Annotated in this window: 16 protein-coding genes; 9 read left to right on the top strand and 7 right to left on the bottom strand. The window is 66.4% G+C overall.

Going from position 1 to position 20,752, the window contains the following annotated elements:
* Positions 1 to 31: 31 nt before the first annotated feature.
* Positions 32 to 1,645: a sensor histidine kinase gene (locus tag AB4Y98_RS19555; protein ID WP_223496327.1), complete on the bottom strand. Its 1,614-nt coding sequence runs from the start codon at positions 1,643 to 1,645 to the stop codon at positions 32 to 34.
* A 377-nt stretch (positions 1,646 to 2,022) separates the two neighbouring features.
* Here AB4Y98_RS19555 and sucC point away from each other — a divergent pair, with 377 nt between their 5' ends.
* From sucC to AB4Y98_RS19540, 3 genes are all read left to right on the top strand, one after another.
* Positions 2,023 to 3,192 (top strand): ADP-forming succinate--CoA ligase subunit beta, encoded by a 1,170-nt coding sequence (sucC, locus tag AB4Y98_RS19550; RefSeq protein ID WP_025874298.1) that lies wholly within the window; start codon positions 2,023 to 2,025, stop codon positions 3,190 to 3,192.
* 21 nt (positions 3,193 to 3,213) lie between these two features.
* Positions 3,214 to 4,089: a succinate--CoA ligase subunit alpha gene (gene sucD, locus AB4Y98_RS19545; protein ID WP_017356169.1), complete on the top strand. Its 876-nt coding sequence runs from the start codon at positions 3,214 to 3,216 to the stop codon at positions 4,087 to 4,089.
* A gap of 224 nt (positions 4,090 to 4,313) precedes the next feature.
* Positions 4,314 to 5,948, top strand: coding sequence for an NAD+ synthase (locus AB4Y98_RS19540; RefSeq protein ID WP_363731955.1), 1,635 nt, complete (start codon positions 4,314 to 4,316; stop codon positions 5,946 to 5,948).
* A 110-nt stretch (positions 5,949 to 6,058) separates the two neighbouring features.
* On the opposite strand, the gene AB4Y98_RS19535 is transcribed toward AB4Y98_RS19540, so the two are convergent.
* Positions 6,059 to 7,261, bottom strand: a complete 1,203-nt coding sequence (locus AB4Y98_RS19535; RefSeq protein WP_442244986.1) for an alpha/beta hydrolase — start codon at positions 7,259 to 7,261, stop codon at positions 6,059 to 6,061.
* Between the two features lie 152 nt (positions 7,262 to 7,413).
* Entirely contained in the window at positions 7,414 to 8,298 is an 885-nt protein-coding gene (locus tag AB4Y98_RS19530; protein WP_089236594.1) for an outer membrane protein assembly factor BamD, read from the bottom strand.
* Positions 8,299 to 8,411: 113 nt separating this feature from the next.
* Between AB4Y98_RS19530 and rluD the strand changes: the two genes are divergently transcribed.
* From rluD to AB4Y98_RS19515, 3 genes are read left to right on the top strand one after another with little or no spacing between them, the layout of a single operon-like run.
* Positions 8,412 to 9,401 carry a 23S rRNA pseudouridine(1911/1915/1917) synthase RluD gene (rluD, locus tag AB4Y98_RS19525; RefSeq protein ID WP_223496322.1) on the top strand — a complete coding sequence of 330 codons (990 nt, stop codon included), beginning with the start codon at positions 8,412 to 8,414 and terminating at the stop codon, positions 9,399 to 9,401.
* Positions 9,401 to 10,168, top strand: a complete 768-nt coding sequence (gene pgeF, locus AB4Y98_RS19520) for a peptidoglycan editing factor PgeF (RefSeq protein WP_442244985.1) — start codon at positions 9,401 to 9,403, stop codon at positions 10,166 to 10,168. The genes rluD and pgeF overlap by 1 nt, the downstream gene beginning before the upstream one ends.
* The gene (locus AB4Y98_RS19515; protein WP_394198436.1) at positions 10,168 to 10,593 is read left to right on the top strand and encodes a thiol-disulfide oxidoreductase DCC family protein; all 426 of its coding nucleotides are present in this window, start codon (positions 10,168 to 10,170) and stop codon (positions 10,591 to 10,593) included. The genes pgeF and AB4Y98_RS19515 overlap by 1 nt, the downstream gene beginning before the upstream one ends.
* 69 nt (positions 10,594 to 10,662) lie before the next feature.
* Here AB4Y98_RS19515 and otsA read toward each other — a convergent pair whose 3' ends face one another.
* The 4 genes from otsA to AB4Y98_RS19495 are packed head-to-tail and all read right to left on the bottom strand — an operon-like array spanning position 10,663 to position 17,061.
* A complete protein-coding gene (otsA, locus tag AB4Y98_RS19510) occupies positions 10,663 to 12,027 on the bottom strand; it encodes an alpha,alpha-trehalose-phosphate synthase (UDP-forming) (protein WP_312786456.1) in 1,365 nt (454 codons plus the stop codon).
* A complete protein-coding gene (locus tag AB4Y98_RS19505) occupies positions 12,024 to 13,805 on the bottom strand; it encodes a glycoside hydrolase family 15 protein (protein WP_394198438.1) in 1,782 nt (593 codons plus the stop codon). The genes otsA and AB4Y98_RS19505 overlap by 4 nt, the downstream gene beginning before the upstream one ends.
* 38 nt (positions 13,806 to 13,843) lie before the next feature.
* Positions 13,844 to 14,632, bottom strand: a complete 789-nt coding sequence (gene otsB / locus AB4Y98_RS19500) for a trehalose-phosphatase (RefSeq protein ID WP_442244990.1) — start codon at positions 14,630 to 14,632, stop codon at positions 13,844 to 13,846.
* The gene (locus tag AB4Y98_RS19495) at positions 14,629 to 17,061 is read right to left on the bottom strand and encodes a TonB-dependent receptor plug domain-containing protein (protein WP_442244984.1); all 2,433 of its coding nucleotides are present in this window, start codon (positions 17,059 to 17,061) and stop codon (positions 14,629 to 14,631) included. Before AB4Y98_RS19495 ends, otsB begins: the two co-directional genes overlap by 4 nt.
* Positions 17,062 to 17,300: 239 nt before the next feature.
* On the opposite strand from AB4Y98_RS19495, the gene AB4Y98_RS19490 reads away from it, so the two are divergent.
* From AB4Y98_RS19490 to AB4Y98_RS19480, 3 genes are all read left to right on the top strand, one after another.
* Complete coding sequence (locus AB4Y98_RS19490) at positions 17,301 to 17,777, top strand: DUF3574 domain-containing protein (RefSeq protein WP_162887688.1); 477 nt, start codon at positions 17,301 to 17,303, stop codon at positions 17,775 to 17,777.
* A 36-nt stretch (positions 17,778 to 17,813) separates the two neighbouring features.
* A complete protein-coding gene (locus AB4Y98_RS19485) occupies positions 17,814 to 18,674 on the top strand; it encodes an XAC2610-related protein (RefSeq protein WP_442244983.1) in 861 nt (286 codons plus the stop codon).
* A gap of 109 nt (positions 18,675 to 18,783) precedes the next feature.
* Positions 18,784 to 20,502 (top strand): thiamine pyrophosphate-dependent enzyme, encoded by a 1,719-nt coding sequence (locus AB4Y98_RS19480; RefSeq protein ID WP_025874311.1) that lies wholly within the window; start codon positions 18,784 to 18,786, stop codon positions 20,500 to 20,502.
* Positions 20,503 to 20,752 lie beyond the last annotated feature (250 nt).

Genomic DNA, 20,752 nt, shown 5'->3' with positions numbered 1-20,752 from the left:
GTGGTATGCGACAAATGTTTGACGGGCGGAATCAGTCCGGAAACAGCGTGTGCGGTCCGGGCAGAACCAGGCGGAAGCAGGAGCCGCCGGCGGGGACGGGGATGTAATCCAGTCGCGCCTGGTTGGCCCGGCACAGCTCACGGGCGATGTACAGCCCCAGCCCGGTGCCGTGCTCGGAGGTGGTGAAGAAGGGGCGGAACAGCTGAGCGGCGACGGTCTCAGGGATGCCGGGGCCACGGTCCATCACATCTATCACCGCACTGCGTTCGTGCTGGGCCACGCGCAACCGCACGCGCGCGGGCTGCTCGCCGATGCGGCCGTACTTCAGTGCGTTGTGCACCAGCACGGTCAGCACCTGGTACAGGTGGCGCGGGTCGACCTGGGCCGGCACCGATGTGTCGTTGATGATTGGTTCGATGCTGTCGGTTTCCAGCGTCTGCCCCTGCTTGTACTCCAGTACGAAGCGGCGCACGAAGGCGGCCAGATCCACGTTTTCCGGGTTGGCGCGTTCGCGCCGGGCCAGGCCCAGCACGCTTTCAACGATGCCGTTGGTGCGCTGGCACTGCTGGTGGATGATCTGCAGCAGGCGACGGTCGCTTTCGTTGAAGCCGGTACCTTCTTCCAGCAGCTGCACGGCATAGTTGATGGCCGCCAGCGGGTTGCGGATCTCGTGCGCGAGGCTGGCCGAGAAGCGCCCCATCGCCGACAGAGTGAGTGATTCGGCGCGGCGTGAGACCACGCTGGAGTCGTCCAGGAACACCAGCACCAGGTCGCTGCCGGCCAGCAGGCGGGCGAAGCGTGGCTGCACTTCCGGCTGGTCGGGGTTGAGCTGCAGCGGCATTTCATCCTGTGCCCAGCCGTTGCGCCAGCGTTGCAGCCGCCGCGCAAGTTCGGGGGCGACACTGGCCAGGTCGAGGCGGCCGGAATCACTGTTGCCATCGCGGTCGCCCAGCAGGATCGAGGCGGCTTCGTTGGCCAGGGTGATGCGGTTGTCGGCGTCCACCACCACCACGCCGGTACGCATGCGGCGGATGATCAGTTCGTTGATCTGGAACAGGTTGGCCACTTCGTCGCCACGCTGGTTGGCCAGCTGCTGGTTGCGTCGTGCACGGTTGCCGACCTGGTAGCTGATGAAAGCCAGCGCCAGGTAGCTGGTGGCGAACATCGCCAGTTCGGCCAGGGTGCGGGTGGGGTCGCCGCCTTCCAGCACCTTCCACAGGTATTCGGCAGCAGTGGCGACGCTGGCGGCCAGCGCCAGCAGCAGGCCCCAGCTGAGCGGCAGCAGGGTGGCGGCGGCGGCGATGTTGAACAGCAGCGACATCGAGATGCCGGCGCTGGCGCCGGGCAGGGCGTGCGCCAGCAGGCTGGCGGCGACGATGTCCAGCAGAACGCCGCCGACCACGATCTGCCGCAGCCAGCGTTCGTTGCGGCCGATCACCAGCCACAACAGGGACAGCAGCAGATAGGCGGCGCCGACCGAATAGGCCAGGCGCGGGTGGTGGGCTTCGCCGACCATGGCCGACAACGGGCTGTAGAGCAGGGCGGCGATGACCGAGGCGATCAGCACCCGGTACAGGGCGAAGAAATACAGCTCGCGCCGCGGTATCGATTCGATGCGGTCGATCAATGAAGCACTGGGTGACACGCCGGAACTCCCCTTCTGGCTGCCTGGAACTGGATCATGACGGCGGTGGGCCGAACCTGCCCGACGTCCCCCGATCGTCGGATGTGCTCGCTGCCCGGTTGCCGGCACCGTGGGCTCGAATTTACGGGACCAGTATAGGGGGCCTGTACCGGGCTGGGCTGCGCAATCGACCCGGCTCGGCCTTTGGGGGGCGAGCCGTGCCGTGCCGCAACTGCCTGAATGCCCGTGGAAATCTGGCCGGTTGCGGCCTTTTATCCATACTTCTTTGCGCCCCGGCGCCGGCTCGGCCACAATAGTGGGCCCGCCGCGGTCCATGCCGGCGCCCCGCCGGGGCCCTGAGGAATTGCGTGCGGTCGTTCCTATTCCCACGGTGACGCATGAATTTCCACGAATACCAGTCAAAACAACTGCTTGCCGAGTACGGCATCCCGGTCCCGGCCGGCAAGGTCGCTGCGACCCCGGACGAAGCTGTTGCCGCTGCCAACTCCCTGGGCCAGGGCCCCTGGATGGTCAAGGCGCAGATCCACGCTGGCGGCCGCGGCAAGGCTGGCGGCGTCAAGTTCTGCAAGACCACCGACGACGTGAAGGCCGCTGCGGCCAAGATGCTCGGCACCAAGATGGCCACCTACCAGACCGCTGGCGTTGAACTGCCGGTCAACCTGGTGCTGGTGACCACCGCTGGCGAGATCGTCAAGGAACTGTACCTGTCGGTGCTGGTTGACCGTGGCACCAAGACCATCACCTACATCGCCTCTTCGGAAGGCGGCGTGGAGATCGAGCAGGTCGCCGCTGAAACCCCGGAGCTGATCCACTCGCTGAACGTCGACTTCGTCGAAGGCGTGCAGGGTTACCACGGCCGTGATTTCGGCTTCAAGCTGGGCCTGACCGCCAAGCAGGCCGGCCAGTTCGCCAACATCATGGTGAACCTGTACCGCCTGTTCAACGAAAAGGACCTGGCGCTGGTTGAAATCAACCCGCTGGCCATCCTGGACGACGGCAACCTGTACGCGCTGGACGGCAAGTTCGACAGCGACGACAACGCCGCGTTCCGCCAGAAGGCCCTGGTCGCCATGCGCGACAAGACCCAGGAAGATCCGACCGAAGTGATCGCTTCGGAGCTGGACATCAACTACGTCACCATGGACGGCAACATCGGTTGCATGGTCAACGGCGCAGGCCTGGCCATGGCCACCATGGACGTCATCAAGCTCAACGGCGGCGAGCCGGCGAACTTCCTGGACGTGGGCGGCGGTGCCAACAAGCAGCGCGTCATCGAAGCGTTCAAGCTGATCCTGTCCTCGGACAAGGTCGAAGGCATCTTCGTCAACATCTTCGGCGGCATCGTCCGCTGCGACATGATTGCCGAAGGCATCATCGCCGCCGTGAAGGAAGTGGGCGTCAAGGTTCCGGTCGTGGTGCGTCTGGAAGGCACCAACGTGGAAGAAGGCAAGCAGCTGCTGCGTGACAGCGGCATGGCCATCATCCCGGCCGACAACATCAACGACGGTGCCAAGAAGGTCGTCGAAGCTGTCAAGAACGCCGCCTGATCCGACACCGAAGGAAATCCAATGTCAGTTTTGATCAATAAGAACACCAAGGTGATCGTGCAGGGCTTCACCGGCCAGCAGGGCACCTTCCACGCCACTCAGATGATCGAGTACGGCACCCAGGTTGTTGGCGGCGTGACCCCGGGCAAGGGTGGCACCACCCATATCGACCTGCCGGTCTTCAACACCGTTGCCGACGCCGTGCAGAGCACCGGCGCCAACGCTTCGGTCATCTACGTGCCGCCGCCGTACGCGGCTGACGCGATCCTGGAAGCTGCTGCTGCCGGCATCAAGGTCATCGTCTGCATCACCGAAGGCATCCCGGTGCTGGACATGCTGCGCGTCAAGAACGTGCTGACCCGTTCGCATCCGGACACCGTGCTGATCGGGCCGAACTGCCCGGGCGTCATCACCCCGGGTGAGTGCAAGATCGGCATCATGCCGGGCCACATCCACAAGCCGGGCAAGATCGGCATCGTGTCGCGTTCGGGCACCCTGACCTATGAAGCGGTCAAGCAGACCACCGAAGTCGGCCTGGGCCAGTCCACCTGCATCGGCATCGGTGGTGACCCGATCAACGGCCTGAACTTCGTCGACTGCCTGAAGCTGTTCAACGAAGACCCGCAGACCGAAGGCATCATCATGGTCGGCGAAATCGGCGGCGACGCTGAAGAAGCCGGTGCCGAGTACATCAAGAACCACGTGAAGAAGCCGGTCGTCGGTTTCATCGCGGGTGCTTCGGCTCCGGCTGGCAAGCGCATGGGCCACGCCGGTGCGATCGCATCGGGCGGCAAGGGCACTGCCGAAGGCAAGTTTGCTGCCATGGAAGCTGCTGGCGTCGTCACCGTGCGTTCGCCGGGCGACCTGGGCGCTGCCATCGCCAAGCTGGTGAAATAAGACCGCAGCCGCGCAGCGGCTACGTGTTTGTAAAGCCGGCCGCTGGCCGGCTGTCTGAAACAGAAGGGCCGCCTCCGGGCGGCCTTTCTGCGTCCGGGTATCGGCGACCCGCTGAACCGCATCCACGCATGGCGTGGAACTACTGTGGCACACACCCAGGTGCGCTCCATCCACGCATGGCGTGGATCTACAATGTGCGTATTGCAACCACAGGCTGGACCCTCATGGCTTCGATCCGCATCGCGATGGCGCAGTTCGACTTCCCGGTTGGCGATGTCGCCGGCAACACCGAGCGCATCATCGAGATGATCGGCCAGGCGCGCGACGAGTACGGCGCCGGGCTGGTGATGTTCCCCGAACTGGCGGTCAGCGGCTATCCGCCGGAGGACCTGCTGCTGCGCCCGGGCTTCCTGTACGAGTGCGAGCAGGCGATGACCCGCATTGCAGCTGCGTGCCGTGGCATCACCGCCGTGGTCGGTTGGCCACAGGCGGCCGGCGCGGTGGTCTACAACGCGGCCAGCGTGCTGCGCGATGGCCTGGTGGAGCAGACCTATCGCAAGCGCGAGCTGCCCAATTACGCCGTGTTCGACGAGCGCCGCTACTTCGATGTCGACCCCGACGGTGGCAGCTGCGTGTTCGAGGTTGACGGCATCCCGGTCGGCCTGCTGATCTGCGAGGACCTGTGGTTCGCCGAGCCGCTGGCCGATACGGTGCGTGCCGGCGCGCAGCTGGTGGTGGTGCCCAATGCCTCCCCGTACGAGCGCGGCAAGCATGCCCAGCGTGACGCTGTGCTGGCCGCACGAACCCGCGAAAGCGGTGCGGCCATCGCCTACCTCAATGTGGTGGGCGGCCAGGACGCGCTGGTGTTCGATGGTGCATCGGTGGTGGCCGATGGCGATGGCACGGTGCACCCGGCCGCGGCGGCCTTCGTCGACCAGTGGCTGGTGGTGGACTACGACGGCGCTACCCGTAGCTTCCTGCCGCAGGTATGGATGGACGATGGTGACGAGAGCATGGATGCGCTGGCCTGGCGCGCGGTCACCCGCGGCATCCAGGACTACTGCAGCAAGAACGGTTTCAAGAAGGTGTGGCTGGGTCTGTCCGGTGGCATCGACTCGGCGATCGTGCTGGCCATGGCGGTCGATGCGCTGGGCGCCGAGAACGTCACTGCGGTGCGCCTGCCGTCGCGCTATACCGCCGGCATGTCCAACGACCTGGCCGCCGAGCAGTGCGAGGCGCTGGGCGTTAAGCTGGAAGCCGTTTCCATCGAGCCGGCGTTCCAGGGCCTGATGCAGGCGCTGGCACCGATGTTCGAGGGCACCACGCCGGATGTGACCGAGGAGAACCTGCAGTCGCGCAGCCGTGGCGTGATCCTGATGGCGCTGGCCAACAAGTTCGGTGGCCTGTTGCTGACTACCGGCAACAAGAGCGAGTACGCGGTCGGTTACGCCACCATCTATGGCGACATGTGTGGCGGCTATGCGCCGCTGAAGGACCTGTACAAGACCGAGGTGTTCGGCCTGTCCAAGTGGCGCAACACCGTTGGCGGTGCGCCGGTGATCCCGCCGGCGGTGATCAGCCGCCCGCCTTCGGCCGAACTGCGCGAAAACCAGACCGACCAGGATTCGCTGCCGGCCTACGACGTGCTGGACGGCATCCTGTACCGCTACATCGACCAGGAGCAGTCGCGCACGGAGATCGTCGCCGCAGGCTATGACGCGGCGGTGGTGGACCGTGTGCTGCGGCTGGTGCGGATCAGCGAGTGGAAGCGCCACCAGGCCGCGCCGGGCCCGAAGGTCTCGCGACGCGCGTTCGGGCGTGAGCGCCGCTATCCGATCAGCAACGGCTACAAGAGCTGAGGACCGGTCGCCGGGCATGGCCCGGCGCTACCAATGTTCGATGGATCCATCGGTAGTGCCGGCCGCTGGCCGGCAACCGGGTGTACCGCCCATCCACGCATGGCGTGGATCTACTGGGCTTCGTTGAGCAGTTGCTCCAGGCCGGCGGTTTCGGCGGCGTCGTCAAAATGGCTGTCCCCCAGCCGCGCGCGCACGAATGCCAGGGCATCGGCCGCTGCTGCGTCCAGGGTGCCGCGATGGTCGACCGGGTAGCGTCGGAAGGCCACCGGTTCGCCGCGCACGGCCAAGCCGGCGGCATACAGCAGGGTGGTCAGATAGGGCACGTCGCGGTCCTGGCTGCCGTGGCCCAGCATCAGCGGCTGGCTGAAGCCCCGGCGTGGCACGCCCAGATAGTCATGCAGCAATGTCCAGATGCCCGGTACCGAGCTCAACGGCGCGTTGAACATCTCTCCTGTGTTGGCGCCCTCCAGGGTGACAGCCAGCGGGCCCAGGCACTGCTGGCGCGCCAATGCGACGCGTGCGTGGCCCTCAGCGCTGAGCACCTGCGCGATGCGTGGCTCCACCTGCAGCAGGCCATCGAGCAGGTAGGCATGGTAGGCATTGAGCGCGCCCGGATTCGGCGTACGGTTGTCCGGCTTCATCACCAGGCCGGTCACCTCCACGGCGGTGGGCGTGCCGGTGGTGAAGCTGCCCTGGTACTGCAGCGACGTCCCACCATAGGATGGCGCCAGATGACCAGCAGTGAGCGCGGCGGCGCCACCCTGCGAGTGGCCCACCGATACCCAGCGCGGCGACAGCGTGGCGCTGCCCAGGAACCGGTGGCCCGCCTTCACCAGATCGATGGCGTTGCGCGCGGCGGTGCGCACGTGCAGGTAGGCGTGGTCGCCCGGGCTGCCCAGCCCCTGGTAATCGGCGGCGAACACTGCATAGCCCTGATCCAGGAACTGGTCGAGAAAGCGGCCATCGGGCTCGGGCTGGTAGGGGCCGGACACCGAAGGGGCGCAGTGGTCGGCGATGCCCTGGGTGCCGTGGGCCCAGGATACGACCGGCCAGCCACCTGCCGGCGCAGGCCCGGCGGGCAGGTAGACCAGCCCGGTCGCCTCGGCCAGGCGTCCGTGATGATCGGGGGTGCGGTAGGCCAGCTTGTAGGCCTGGGCGGCCTTGGAGGGCACCCAGCTGGCGCGGTAGGGCGCGGCCGAGAGCAGGTCGCCCGGCTCCGCCGCCATCGCGACAAGGGGACTGGCGGCCAGCGCGAGCAGGGCAGTGACCAGCAGGGTCGGGCGGGGTCGGAACCGCTGGGACGATGAGGACATGTGGCGCTCCATGCAGGCCGGGATGGCCTTTGCGCCGCAGTCTGGAAGCTGTCCCTTCGCGCTGACTGGGACGGACGTCGCAGCGATCGCGGATTCGGAGAATTCCTAGCGATGACGCCACGAAAAAAAAGGCCCCTTGCGGGGCCTCTTTCTTACTTCTTTTCCAGTCGCGCGTTGCGCTGGCCGGTGGCGGCGGACTTCTCGCCGGCAAACGGGTTCAGCTTACGGATCATCCACGGATACTTCGGCCACTTGCCTTCCAGCCACGGGTGGTCCGGCTGGTTCAGCTGCAGGACGCGGCGGGCGTCGTCGGCCAGGGTCTTGTTGCCCAGGTGGGTGTAGGAGTCGGCCAGAACCGCAACAGCGTCGTTCTGGAACGCGCTCTGCGGATAGGTTTCCAGCAGGTAGTTGGCGCGGCCGGCGGCCGAGACCCAGGCGCCACGGCGCATGTAGTAGAGCGCGTTGTCGAGCTCGTGCTGGGCGAATACGTCACGCAGTACCAGCATCCGCTGACGCGCATCGGCGGCATAGCGGCTGTTGGGGTAGCGGTCGACCACGATGTTGAAGTCTGAATACGCCTGGTGCGGCGTGGACAGATCGCGGCGGCTTGCGTCCAGGGACCATACGCGACGCAGGAATACCGTATTGCGATTGGAATTGGCCAGGCCGCGCAGGTAGTACAGGTACGCGATGTTGCGGTGGGTCGGGTAGGTACGGATGAAGCGGTCGATGCTGGACACCGCGTCATCGTGCTTGCCGGCCTTGTACTGGGCGTAGGCCGATTCGATCATCGCCTGCTCGGTGTACGGGCCGTAGGGATACTGTGCCACCAGGCGACGGAAGCTGGCTTCGGCGCCGCTCCAGTTGCCGCCTTGCATCAGCTTGTGGCTCTTTTCGTAGAGCTGTTCGACCGGGGTGCCTTCATCAGGGCGATCGCCCTTGGTGCCGCGGTTGCAGCCAGTGGCGACGATGACCAGCACCAGCAGGAGGGCGGTCAGGCGGACGGGCGCGGAGAGCAGGACGGAGCGTCGGATCATGGGGTCAATGCGGGACGCGGCTGGAATACGAAGGGTCGATGATAGCCTAGTGTCCTGTCCAGCGACTGAAACCGGCTCGCCGGGACCCCAAAATTTCAAAGATGCCCCCTGCCATGTCTGAACAACCCTCCGAATCGGCCCGCCAGGCCATTGTCCCCGACACCTCCGCCGGCCGTCGTTTCGACGCGGTCGTGGCCGAGCTGTTCCCCGAATACTCCCGCTCCCGCCTGACCGAGTGGATCAAGGCTGGCGACGTCCTGCTGGACGGCGCGCAGGCACGCCCGCGCGACGCGCTGCGCGGCGGCGAGGTGGTCACCCTGCAGGTGGTGCTGGAAACCCAGACCACCGCCGAGCCGGAAGACATTCCGCTGGACGTGCTGTTCGAGGACGAGCACCTGCTGGTGATCAACAAGCCGGTCGGCCTGGTCGTGCACCCCGGTGCCGGCAACCACAGCGGTACTCTGGTCAATGCGCTGCTGTACCGCGATCCGTCGGTGGCGGTGTTGCCGCGCGCGGGCATCGTGCATCGCCTGGACAAGGACACCAGCGGCGTGATGGTCGTGGCCCGCACGCTGGAAGCGCAGACCGCGCTGGTCGAGCAGCTGGCTGCCCGTGACGTGCACCGCCAGTACCTGGCCGTGGTGATGGGCGCGCTGGTGGCCGGTGGTACCGCAGATGCGCCGATCGACCGCCACCCGCGCGACCGCCTGAAGATGGGCGTGCGCGAGGATGGCAAGGAAGCGGTGACCCATTACCGCCTGCGCGAGCGCTTCCGTGCGCATACCGCGCTGGAATGCCGCCTGGAAACCGGGCGTACCCACCAGATCCGCGTGCACATGGCGCACCTGCGCCATCCGATCGTGGGCGATCAGCTGTACGGCGGTGCGCTGAAGCTGCCCAAGGGTGCCAGCGACGAGCTGGTGGCCGCGCTGCGCGGCTTCAAGCGCCAGGCCCTGCATGCAGAGACCCTGGAGTTCGTGCATCCGATCAGTGGTGAGCCGGTGCGCAACACGGCGCCGGCGCCGGCCGACATGCTGCACCTGATGAAGGTGCTGCGCGAAGACAGCGCTGCCTTCGCCGAGCGCGAGCGGGACCGCTGGTAATGACTACCGCGCTGCCGCTGCTGCAGGCCGATTGGCCGGCGCCCCCGGGCGTGCATGCACTGACCACGCGCCGGCACGGCGCGGGGGTCTCGCCGGAGCCGTTCGCCCAGTTCAACCTGGGCAACCGGCACGCGGCCGACGGCGACACCCCGGCCAACGTCGAGCATAACCGGCAGTTGCTGCAGCAGGGTCTGGCGTTGCCGTCGGCGCCGCATTGGCTGCGCCAGGTGCACAGCAGCACCGTGCTGCGTTTCGGCACGCCGCCGGTGGAGGGGGCCAGCGAACCGGTGGCCGATGCCGCGGTGACGTCGGTACCCGGCGTGGTGCTGGCGATCCTCACCGCAGACTGCCTGCCGGTGGTGTTCGCCGCCGTCGATGGCAGCGAGGTGGGCGCCGCCCATGCCGGTTGGCGTGGCCTGGCCGACGGCATGCTGGAGGCCACCGTGGCCGCCATGCAGACGCCGCCGGCACAGCTGCGCGCGTGGCTGGGCCCGGCAGCGGGACCAGCCGACTACGAGATCGGCGAAGAGGTGTACCACGCCTTCGTCGGCCACGACGCGGCCGCTGCGGCGGCCTTCGTGGCAACCCGGCCCGGTCACTGGAAGGTGGATCTGTTCGCGCTGGCGCGACAGCGCCTGCAGGCGGCGGGCATGGAGCTGGGCAACATCCACGGCGGCACGGTCTCGACCATGGCCGATGCGGATCTGTACTCGCACCGTCGCGACCGCCGCACCGGCCGGATGGCGACGCTGGTGTGGATGGACTGATGCGCGGGGATCGCGCTGCGGGTGTAGAGCCTGGCGGCGTGATCGTCTTTGATGGCGTCTGCGCGTTGTGCAGTCGCTGGGTGCGTTTCCTGCTGCGGTTCGACCGGCAGGAACGCTTTCGCTTCGCGGCGATGCAGGGCGCGCAGGGCAGCGCGCTGTTGCGCGCGCACGGCCTGGACGCGGACGACCCGACCTCGTTCCTGCTGTTGGACGGGCAGGGCGCGTGGACCGATACCGATGCGATCCTGCGCGTGCTGGCGGCACTGGGCGGTGGTTGGCGCCTGGCGGCCGTACTGCGCGTGCTGCCACGCCGCTGGCGCGATGGCGCCTACCGCGTGCTGGCACGCAACCGCTATCGCTGGTTCGGGCGCCATGACGCCTGCTTCCTGCCGACGCCGGCACAGGCCGCGCGCTTCCTCGATTGAAAAACGGGGACGGAGGGGATCAAGTCGTTTGTGGCGTAAACGGCTTGATCCCCTGCGTTCCCTTTCCAGTCAGCCTTCCAGCGCCTCGAGGTAGCTGCGGCGCCAGTGGTTGATGTCGTACGTACGCAGGTGTTCCATCATCGCGTGCCAGCGTTCCTGGCGCCTGCGCAATGACATCGTTGCGGCGGTGGCGATGGCATCGGCCACACCATCCAGATCGTGCGGGTTGACCAGCAGTGCCTGCTTCAGTTCATCGGCGGCGCCGGCCAGCAGGGACAGCACCAGCACGCCGGGATCTTCCGGGTCCTGCGAAGCCACGTATTCCTTGGCGACCAGGTTCATGCCATCGCGCAACGGGGTGACCAGGCCGACAGCGGCGGCGCGGTAGAAGCCGGTCAGGGTGGCGTGGGTGAAGTTCTGGTTGACGTAGCGCAGCGGCGTCCAGTCGGGCTCGGCGTGGCCACCGTTGATGTGGCCGGCAATCTGCTCCAACTGGCTGCGCAGTTGCCGGTACTCGGTGACATCGCCGCGCGAGACCGGGGCGATCTGCAGGTAGGTCAGCGAGCCGCGCTGGTCGGGATGGCGCTGCAGGTAGCGTTCGAAGCCGAGGAAACGCTCGGGCAGGCCCTTGGAGTAGTCCAGGCGGTCTACGCCGATGGCAAGCTGGCGGTCGCGCAGGCTGCTGCGCAGGTTCTTCACCGCCGCCTTGCTGGCGGCAGTGCTGGCCTGGCGGGCGATCAGCCCGGTGTCGATGCCGATCGGGAACGCCGCGGCACGGAAATGACGTCCACCGGGCGCTTCGAGGTTGCCGTTGTCGAGCACTCGACCGCCGCCGAACAGCCGCAGGTAGGTCTGGAAGCGATCGGCATCGCGCTGGGTCTGGAAGCCGACCAGGTCGTAGGCATACAGCGCCGAGAACAGCCGCAGATGGTCAGGCATGGCCTGCAGCAGATCAGCCGAGGGCATCGGGATGTGCAGGAAGAAACCAATGCGGCAGCCGATGCCGCGCTCACGCAACATCGCGCCGAGCGGAATCAGATGGTAATCGTGGATCCAGACGATGTCGTCTTCGCGCAGCAGCGGCGCCAGCTTGTCGGCAAACAGCGCATTGACCCTGTGGTAGGTCTCGCGGGTGCCGCGGTCGTAGTCGACCAGGTCCAGGCGGAAGTGCAGCAGTGGCCACAAAGTGCGATTGGCGAAGCCGTTGTAGTAGCCATCCACATCGCGCTTGGCCAGGTCCATGGTGACGTACTGGATGTCACCGTCACGTTGTTCGTGCAGCGTGCCACTGGCCTCGCGCACGCTCTTGCCACTCCAGCCGAACCACAGCCCGCCGCGTTCCTTCAGTGCCGCCAGCAGGCCCACGGCGAGGCCACCGGCGCGGTTCTCGCCGGGGACGGCAACGCGGTTTGAAACAATGACAAGACGACTCACGAGGCCTCCTGCCAGGACCGCGACAGGCGCATGGCCGCGGTGATCAGGCCGACATGCGAGTAGGTCTGCGGGAAGTTGCCCCAGGCTTCACCACCGTCGAAGGCCAGGTCCTCCGACAGCAGGCCCAGGTGGTTGCGTTGCTGCAGCAGCGCTTCGAACATCTCACGGGCTTCATCCATGCGGCCGATGGCGGCGAGCGCATCGATGTACCAGAACGTGCAGATGGTGAAGCTGGTTTCCGGTTCGCCGAAATCATCCGGCGCGATATAGCGATACAGCGCGTTGCCATGCTTGAGGTCACGGCCGATGGCCTCGACGGTGGCGACGAAGCGTGCGTCGTTGGCGTCGATGAAGCCGATGTCGGCCAGCAGCAGCAACGAGGCATCCAGGCGATGGCCATCGAAGGTATCGGTGAAGTGGCCGAGCTCTTCGCTCCAGGCTTTTTCAATGATGCGTGCGTGGATGGTGTCGGCACGCTCGCGCCAGTACTGCGCGCGATCATCACGCTTCAGGCGCACGGCGATCTTGCACAGGCGATCGCACGCCGCCCAGCACATCGCGCTGGTGTAGGTATGCACTTCGGTGCGGCCGCGGAATTCCCACAGGCCCGCGTCGGGCACGTCGTGCAGTGCGAAAGCCTGTTCACCCAGCGGTTCCAGCCGAGCGAAGGTGTGGCTGTCACCCGGATCCTGCAGGCGACGGTCGAAGAACAGCTGGGTGGAGGCCAGCACCACGCTGCCGTACACATCGTGCTGGCGCTGTACCCAGGCCAGGTTGCCGCGCCGCACCGGCCCCATGCCACGGTAGCCGGACAGGCTGGGTACTTCGTCCTCGTCCAGCTTGGCTTCGAAGCCGATGCCGTACAGCGGCTGCAGCGTGCCGTCGGTGGTGGCCAGGTTGAAGATGTAGCCCAGGAATTGCTCCATCGTGCGGGTGGCGCCCAGACGGTTCAGCGCGCGCACCACGAAGGCGGCATCGCGCAGCCAGCAGTAGCGGTAATCCCAGTTGCGGACACTGCCGGGCGCTTCCGGAATCGAGGTGGTCATTGCCGCGATGATCGCGCCGCTGTCCTCGTACTGGCAGAGTTTGAGGGTGATCGCACTGCGGATCACCGCGTCCTGCCATTCCAGCGGGATGGACAGGTAGCGCACCCATTCGCGCCAGTAGTCGCGGGTGCGCTGGAACGCTTCCTGCACGTAGCCGCTGATGGAGCGGTTGAGCGATTCATCCACGCCCAGTATCAGGTGGATGGGATGGTTGAGCACGAACGGCAGGCCATCACGCACGAAGCGCACAGGCACGTCGGTGGTCAGGCGCAGCACATGCTCGGGCAGGATCCAGCGCACGTGGTTGCTGCCCCAGGTGGACTCGGGCACGCGCGCGCCCCAGTCGGCCAGTGGTCGTGCGCGGATCACGATGCGCGGGCTGCCGGACAACGGGCGCACCTGGCGGATGAGGCTGACCGGCCGGTAGAAACGGTCGTTCTGGCGCCAGCGCGGGGCGAAATCGAGGATTTCCAGCGCGCCGCCATGCGCATCGCGCAGCACGGTGCGCAGGATCGCGGTATTGGTGAGGTATTCCTGTTCGCTGCCGGCGAAATCCTCCAGCTCGATGGCGAAGTCGCCGCCGGTCTGCTGGTTGGGGCTGAGCAGTGCACAGAAGGTCGGGTCGCCGTCGAAGGTCGGCAGGCAACTCCAGACAACACGGGCGTGCTTGTCGATAAGGGCGCCGAAGCTGCCGTTGCCGACCACGCCCAGATCAAGATCGGGTTGGGTCATCACGCGGTACATCTCGGTTGCGGCCGTGGGGGCCGGGGTCAATACGCATTCTCACGCAGCCAGGCGTGCACGCTGCGTATGTCGGGCAGCGCGAACACCGCCGCGCTGGGTTCACGTTCGCCGATCAGCACGCTCCAGCCATGCAGGCCATTGGCCGCATCGAAGCCGAATTCATCGGTCAGGTCATCGCCGAGGAACACCGGCAGACGACCACGGAACGGCAGGTACTGCATCAGCCGACGTACGGCTCGGCCTTTGTTGGTAGCCACCGGGACGAATTCGACGACATGGTCGCCCGGCTGCAGGCGATAGCTGGCACGGCCGCGAACATGGCGGTCGGCGAAGGCGCGCACATCGTTGGCTGCATGCGGCGCGCCACGCCAGTGCAGGGCCAGGCCGACGCCCTTGTTCTCGACCAGTACGCCGGGGTGGCCATGGGCGAAACGCATGGCTTGTTGATGAAGCGCATGCAGCCAGTCGGCGGTGTCGTCACCATGCTCATCGCGTATCACGTGCCCGTCCTGCGCACGCAGTTCGTGGCCATGCAGGCCCGCAGCGGGAAGCTTGAGCGGCGCGAACAACTGGTCCAGCTGTTCAAGCGGGCGACCACTGACCAGTGCCACCGCACCTTCCAGGCGATCGCTGATGCGGCCGATGGCTTCACGCACATCGGGGAGAAGCTGCACGGCGTCGGGGCGTGCAGCGAATTCGATCAGGGTGCCATCCACATCGAGGAACAACGCGCAGGCGTCGTCCAGCAATGGAGGTGGCGTCCGAAGATCATGCGTTGCCGGCCAGCGGCCGGCACTACCATGTTTTTCGGTCAGAACGTGTAGCGCACGCGACCGTAGTAATACGCACCGTTGCTGCCGATCGGCGACAGCACGTCGTAGGGCAGGTTGCCGAAGTAGTGGATGTCCTCGTTGGAGCGATCCGGGTAGTTGTCGGTCAGGTTCTGCCCACCGATGGCCACGCTCCACTGCGGGGTGATGCGGTATTCCACTTCCGCATCCAGCTGCCACTCGGCCTGGTAGGTCTGGCGGGGAATGTAGCCATCACCGAAGTTGAATACGCGGGTCGCGCTGCCGTAGCGGTTCACCCGGCTGCTCAGCGACCAGTGGTCGTTGCTCCAAGCGGCTGAGAAACTGCCACGGGTGCGCGGGGTGGCGTCGGTCAGCGTATTGGTCTCTTCGATGCCGAACAGCACGTAGTCCGGGTCCAGCGCCTGCAGCTGCGCCGGTGTGGCCAGCACGTTCTTCAGCGTGGTCTTGGTGTAGGCGTAGGTGCCGGTCAACAGCAGCTGGCCATCGCCCAGCGACTGCCGCCAGTTGCTCACCAGCTCGGCGCCGCGGGTGCGCGTGTCGGCGGCGTTGACGAAGAAGCTGGCACTCTGCAGGCCGCCGACGCCGTAGTTGGTGGCCACGTAATCGGTCAGCGCATCGCCGGTGATGCTCTCGGACAGTGCGATGCGGTCGTCGATGTCGATCTGGAAGAAGTCCAGCGACAGGTCGAAGTGCTCGCCGATGCGGCTGGTGAAGCCGAGCGAGGTGTTCAGCGACTTCTCCGGCTTCAGGTCCTGCGCACCCAGGCCACGGGCGATGGGGTTGTTGACCGAGAGCAGGCGGCCCTGCACCAGCTGGCCGCCGGCGTTGTAACCGGTGGAGGTGGATTCGTAGCCGATCTGCGCCAGCGACGGTGCGCGGAAATTGTTGGAGATCGCGCCGCGCAGGGCGAATGCCGGGGTGAACTCGTAGCGCAGTCCGAGCTTGCCGGTCAGTTCGCCGCCGAAGTCATCGCTGTGCTCGTAGCGCGCGGCCAGGTCGGTGGAGAATTTTTCGCTGAACTGGCTGGACAGGCTGGCGTAGACGCTGGCCACATCGCGCGACAAGGTCGCCGCGTCCTGCGGAGTCAGGCCACCGCCTGCCTGCGAGCCGGTCGGACGATCGGTGTACGGGCCGGCGGCGTAGCTGGCCGGGTCGCCTGGACGGGTCTGGTAGCGCTCGTGGCGGGCTTCGGCGCCCAGGCCCAGGGTGTGGCTGATGCTGTCGCTCTGCGAGAACACGCGGCTCAGGTCGACGTTGCCCACGGTCTGCGCGTACTCGTAGTCCGCGGTCTTGAAGCGGGTCGGGCTGGTCGGGCCCAGCGAGGCATTCAGCGAATCGCGCAGACGATAGGTGAAGTCGTTCTGGCCGTAATCCAGGCTGCCGTCATAACTCCATTCACCCCACTGCCCACGGATACCGGCCACCGCCTGCACATCGCGGTTCTCGCCTTCGGAGATCGGCCGGTAGCCATTGGGGTAGACCTCCTTCCAGTTGGCATCGCCATCGGGATAGCGGAAGTAGTTCGCGCCTTCGGTATCACGCTGGTTGAAGGTACCGAACGCATAGAACGTCGCGGTCTTGCCCACCGGAATCTCGGTGTTCAGCCACAGATTGATGTCCTTGCTGGCGCCATCGCCGAGCACGTAGTTGCGCTTGCCCTGCAGGGCAAGATTGGCCTCGGTCTGGTCCCACGGCGGAATCTGGTCGAAGCCGGCGCGGTTGGTGCCGTTGCGCTTCTTGTATTCCAGGCCGACGCGCAGGAAGCCGCCGTCTTCGCCCAGCGAGGTGCCGATCTTGGCACTGAGGTTGCCCGTCTGGCCGTCGGTGAGGGTGCGGCCGATCGGCTTGAGGTCGGTGTGGTTGGCGCCGTAGCTGGCTTCGATCTCGCCGCCGTCGCCGCCGTTGTCGAGGATCACGTTGATCACGCCGGCCACCGCATCGGAGCCGTACAGCGCACCGGCGCCATCGCGCAGTACTTCGATGCGCTTGATGGCGCTGACCGGGATTGCGTTGAAGTCGACCGGGGTGGTGCCCTTGCCGATCTTGCTGTCGGTGTTGACCAGCGCGGTGTGGTGGCGGCGCTTGCCGTTGATCAGCACCAGCACCTGGTCCGGCGACAGCCCGCGCAGCTGCGCGGCGCGCACGTGGTCGGCGCCGCCGGAGTTGGACTGGCGCGGGAAGTTGAACGAGGGCAGCAGGGCCTGCAGGGCGCTGCCCAGTTCGCCATTGACCACGCCGGCCTTGCGGATGTCCTCGGCGGTCAGCACGTCCACCGGCGACGTGGATTCAAGCACGGTGCGGTCGGCGGCGCGGGTGCCGGTGACGATCACCGTGTCCAGGTTGGTGGCGGCGTTCTGGGCCGAAGCCAGGGCGGGGGACAGGGCGAGCGCGATGGCGAGGCCGAGCGGCGACGCGGACAGGCGGGGGGACATGCGGACTCCAGCAGCAACGACGTGGGGAAGGGGGTGAAGATAGTTTCACTTACATCCATCCGGATGAAGCGATATATTATCTTGGCGTGAGGAGACGGTGCGATGCAAGTCCCGGCTCCCATTGCATCACTTCATGCCCTGCCGGCATGAAGGCATTGGTTGCAGCCGCAACCGAGGCGCAGGTGTACCCTCCGTGCCCCTTCGTCGTGCTTTTTTCCCTTCCCGGAGTGCTATTCCCGATGAAACACCTTGGCCTTGTCTTCGCCGTGCTGCTGGCCACCAGTGGCTGCGCCAGCCTGTCCTCCAAGGCGCCCAGCGCCTATGCCACCACCGCCGACCTGCAGGGCGACGCCGCGCGTCCGTCCAGCGGCCACGGCTGGGTGCGCAGCGAGCTTTATTTCGGCGTGGGCGAAGAGCAGGGCGCCGGTGACCGCCCGCAGGCCGACACCATCAGCGATGCGCAGTGGCGCGCGTTCCTGGACAAGGAAGTGACGCCGCGCTTCCCGGACGGCCTGACCGTGTTCGATGCCTACGGCCAGTGGCTGTTCCGTGGCGATGCTGCCCCGAACCGCCTGCGCACCAAGGTGCTGGTGGTGCTGCACGAGGACAGCCCGCAGCGCCGCGCCGACATCGAAGCGATCCGTCTGGCGTGGAAGCAGCAGACCAGGCATCAGTCGGTACTGTGGTCGCGGCAGGCAGTTGACGTATCGTTCTGACCTCGACGCGCCACTGTGGCGCTGCAGGGAATGACGATGACACCCAGGGGTGTGCTGATGGCGGTGATGCTGGCCGGTCTGTTGGCGCCGGCGGCACAGGCGCAGGACGAGGACCGGGGCCCGCTGCGGTTTTCGCCGGCAGCGGGCGTGCAGGCGGCGGTAGAGGTACAGGAGGACGGCATGCTTGCCGTGCTCCTGCAGCCGGCAGGGAAGCGGCAGCGCCTGCCTGGCGCGCCGGACGCCGAGGGACATTCGCGCCTGAGCGCAGAGGATCTCGACTTCGACGGGCGTCCCGAGCTGGTTGCGCGCGCGGCGGTGGGCATGGTCAATGAGGCCGTTGCGGTCTACCGCTTCGACGTGGGCAGCGGTGAGTTCAGCGCGCTGAAGGCTGAAACCCACGGCAAGGACAGTTGCGGCGACTTGATGGGGCTGAGCGTGGACGCTGCCACGCGCACGCTGACTGCCAGCTGCCGCAGTGGGCCGATGTGGTACACCGACGTGTATCGCTTCAACGGCCCGCAGCTCTATCTGTACCGCAGTGAGAGCGTGCTGATGCTGGGCGATACGCTGAACCAGGCGCTGCACTTGGAAGAGACCGAAAGCCAAGGCCCGCTGGCGGTGTGGCGCTCCTATGATCCCGCCGGCAAGGTGCTGGAAAGCGCCATTGGTGATGGATTGGGTGCACCCGCCAGCGGTGCACCGCTGCGGGGCCTGGACGCCACCGTGCTGCCAGCGCGCCTGTTCCTGTTCGACCGGCCCGGCGCATCAAGCACCAAGCGCTACCTGGTACAGGGCGATCAGGTGGAGATGCTGGATGAGCAGGACGGCTGGGTGAAGCTGCGTTACCGCACTCCGAAACAGAGCGCGATCGAGGGCTGGATCAACGTCAACGATTGACGGCAGCGCTGCTGGGAGTTTGCACAACAAGGCGATCAGCTTCTTGCCCACGGCAGCATCACTTCACCGGGACTAGCCTCGGGGTTCCCCCTTGCAAGGCTGTAGTCCCATGAGCAAGCGCGTTGCCGAGATCGTCGTCGATACCCTGCAGCAGGCGGGCGTCCGCCGTTGTTATGGCATCGTCGGCGACACCCTGAACCATGTCACCGACGCACTGCATCGCAGTGAGATCGAGTGGGTGCATGTCCGCCATGAAGAGGTCGCGGCGTTCGCGGCCGGTGCCGATTCATTGATCAGCGGCCAGCTGACCGCCTGCGCGGGTTCGTGCGGTCCTGGCGGTCTGCACTTCATCAACGGCATCTTCGAGAGCAACCGCAACCGCGCGCCGATGGTGCTTATCGCCAGCCAGGTGGTCACCAGCGAACTGGGCATGGAGTTCCCGCAGGAAGTGGATTTCAAGGCGGTGTACGGCAGCTGCACCGTGTTCTGCGAGCAGGTGCACAGCCCGGCCCAGGCACGGCGCGTGGTGGCGCTGGCCTGCCAGGCGGCGATCAGCCGCCGCGGTGTGGCGGTGGTGATCCTGCCGGCCGACATCAGCGAAGCGGAAGTGAAGCACGATGTGCCGTTCTCGGTGCATTACACCCAGCCGGTGCTGCGCCCCTCCGAGGCCGAGCTGCAGCACATCGCCGAACTGCTGGGGCAGGGCAAGCGCATCGGCATCTATGCCGGCGCCGGTTGCCAGGGGGCACATGCGCAGCTGCTGGAACTGGCGCGGCGCCTGCAGGCACCGGTGGCGCACACATCGCGTGCGAAGGACTTCGTCGAACCGGACAACCCGTACAACATGGGCATGACCGGAGTCTTCGGCATCGAATCCGGGTTCCACACGTTGATGGAGTGCGACACGCTGCTGCTGCTCGGCGCGGATTTCGCCTGGGGCCAGTTCTATCCGGACAAGGCCACGATCATCCAGGTCGACCGCGACGGCAGCCACCTCGGTCGCCGCCATCCGGTGAACCTGGGCGTGGTCGGTGATATCGCACCGACGCTGGATGCGCTGCTGCCGATGCTGCCCCCGCGCGAAGACAGCAGTTTCCTGGACGAATGCATCGAGCACCGCGACAAGGCGCTGAAGAAGCGCGAGCAGGAGGAGCAGCCGGGTGAGGGCGAGCTGATCCATCCGCAGCACCTGACCGCGCTGCTGTCGAAGTACGCCACCGACGATGCGCTGTTCACCGCGGATGGTGGCTCGCCGATGGTGTGGGTGCTGCGGCACATCCGGGTGAACGGCCGGCGCCGCACGCTGACCAGCCTGCTGCACGGCACGATGGCCAACGCGATGCCGCAGGCGCTGGGTCTGCAGAAGGCCTTCCCGGGGCGGCAGGTGATTTCGTTGTCCGGCGATGGTGGGTTGGCGATGTTGCTGGGCGACCTGCTGACCGCGGTGCAGGAGAATCTTCCGATCAAGGTGGTGGTGTTCAACAACGGCTCGCTGAATTTCGTCGAGCTGGAGCAGAAGGTGGAAGGGCTGCTGGACAACTACACCGACCTGAAGAATCCGGATTTCGGCCGATTGGCCGAGGTGATCGGCTTCCATGGCCGCACGGTGACCCGCAGCGAGGACCTGGAAGAAGCGGTGCAGGATTTCCTGGCCCAGCGTGGGCCGGCGCTGCTGGATGTACACACCAGTCGCGCGGAGCTGGTGATGCCGCCGCAGATCGAGGCCAAGCAGGTGGCGGGCACGGCGTTGTATGCGGCCAAGGCAGTGCTGAGTGGTCGCATCGACGACGTGAAGCATCTGCTGGTGGACAACTTCCTGAAAAAGTGAGGGTTGGGGTCTGATGCAGGGCTGCGCCCTGCACCCGCCGAATCAACGTCAACGTCAACGTCAAAAGCGGGGTATCGGTGGGATGGCGGGGTGGGTCCGGTTGCGGGGGACACCGTAAACCCCCAGACCGGCCCAGCCGCTGGCGGCTGTGCGTTCGGGCGCTTGCGAAGCAGTGCTTCGCAAGCAAAGCGCCCTCACCCTTGGGGGCTTGGCCGCGGCATCCATGCCGCGGACACCCCCGCAACCGGAC

Source organism: Stenotrophomonas sp. 2YAF26, from assembly GCF_052114625.1.
GTDB classification, from domain to species: domain Bacteria; phylum Pseudomonadota; class Gammaproteobacteria; order Xanthomonadales; family Xanthomonadaceae; genus Stenotrophomonas; species Stenotrophomonas indicatrix.
This window is presented reverse-complemented; position numbering and strand designations above follow the sequence as displayed.

What these genes read in the sequence shown, in the direction of transcription:
- pgeF (WP_442244985.1), top strand. Translation starts at nt 9,401, where the DNA reads ATGACTACCGCGCTGCCGCTGCTGCAGGCCGATTGGCCGGCGCCCCCG.
- sucC (WP_025874298.1), top strand. Translation starts at nt 2,023, where the DNA reads ATGAATTTCCACGAATACCAGTCAAAACAACTGCTTGCCGAGTACGGC.
- rluD (WP_223496322.1), top strand. Translation starts at nt 8,412, where the DNA reads ATGTCTGAACAACCCTCCGAATCGGCCCGCCAGGCCATTGTCCCCGAC.
- sucD (WP_017356169.1), top strand. Translation starts at nt 3,214, where the DNA reads ATGTCAGTTTTGATCAATAAGAACACCAAGGTGATCGTGCAGGGCTTC.
- AB4Y98_RS19530 (WP_089236594.1), bottom strand. Translation starts at nt 8,298, where the DNA reads ATGATCCGACGCTCCGTCCTGCTCTCCGCGCCCGTCCGCCTGACCGCC.
- AB4Y98_RS19540 (WP_363731955.1), top strand. Translation starts at nt 4,314, where the DNA reads ATGGCTTCGATCCGCATCGCGATGGCGCAGTTCGACTTCCCGGTTGGC.
- AB4Y98_RS19515 (WP_394198436.1), top strand. Translation starts at nt 10,168, where the DNA reads ATGCGCGGGGATCGCGCTGCGGGTGTAGAGCCTGGCGGCGTGATCGTC.
- AB4Y98_RS19485 (WP_442244983.1), top strand. Translation starts at nt 17,814, where the DNA reads ATGACACCCAGGGGTGTGCTGATGGCGGTGATGCTGGCCGGTCTGTTG.
- AB4Y98_RS19480 (WP_025874311.1), top strand. Translation starts at nt 18,784, where the DNA reads ATGAGCAAGCGCGTTGCCGAGATCGTCGTCGATACCCTGCAGCAGGCG.
- AB4Y98_RS19490 (WP_162887688.1), top strand. Translation starts at nt 17,301, where the DNA reads ATGAAACACCTTGGCCTTGTCTTCGCCGTGCTGCTGGCCACCAGTGGC.
- AB4Y98_RS19495 (WP_442244984.1), bottom strand. Translation starts at nt 17,061, where the DNA reads ATGTCCCCCCGCCTGTCCGCGTCGCCGCTCGGCCTCGCCATCGCGCTC.
- AB4Y98_RS19535 (WP_442244986.1), bottom strand. Translation starts at nt 7,261, where the DNA reads ATGTCCTCATCGTCCCAGCGGTTCCGACCCCGCCCGACCCTGCTGGTC.
- AB4Y98_RS19505 (WP_394198438.1), bottom strand. Translation starts at nt 13,805, where the DNA reads ATGACCCAACCCGATCTTGATCTGGGCGTGGTCGGCAACGGCAGCTTC.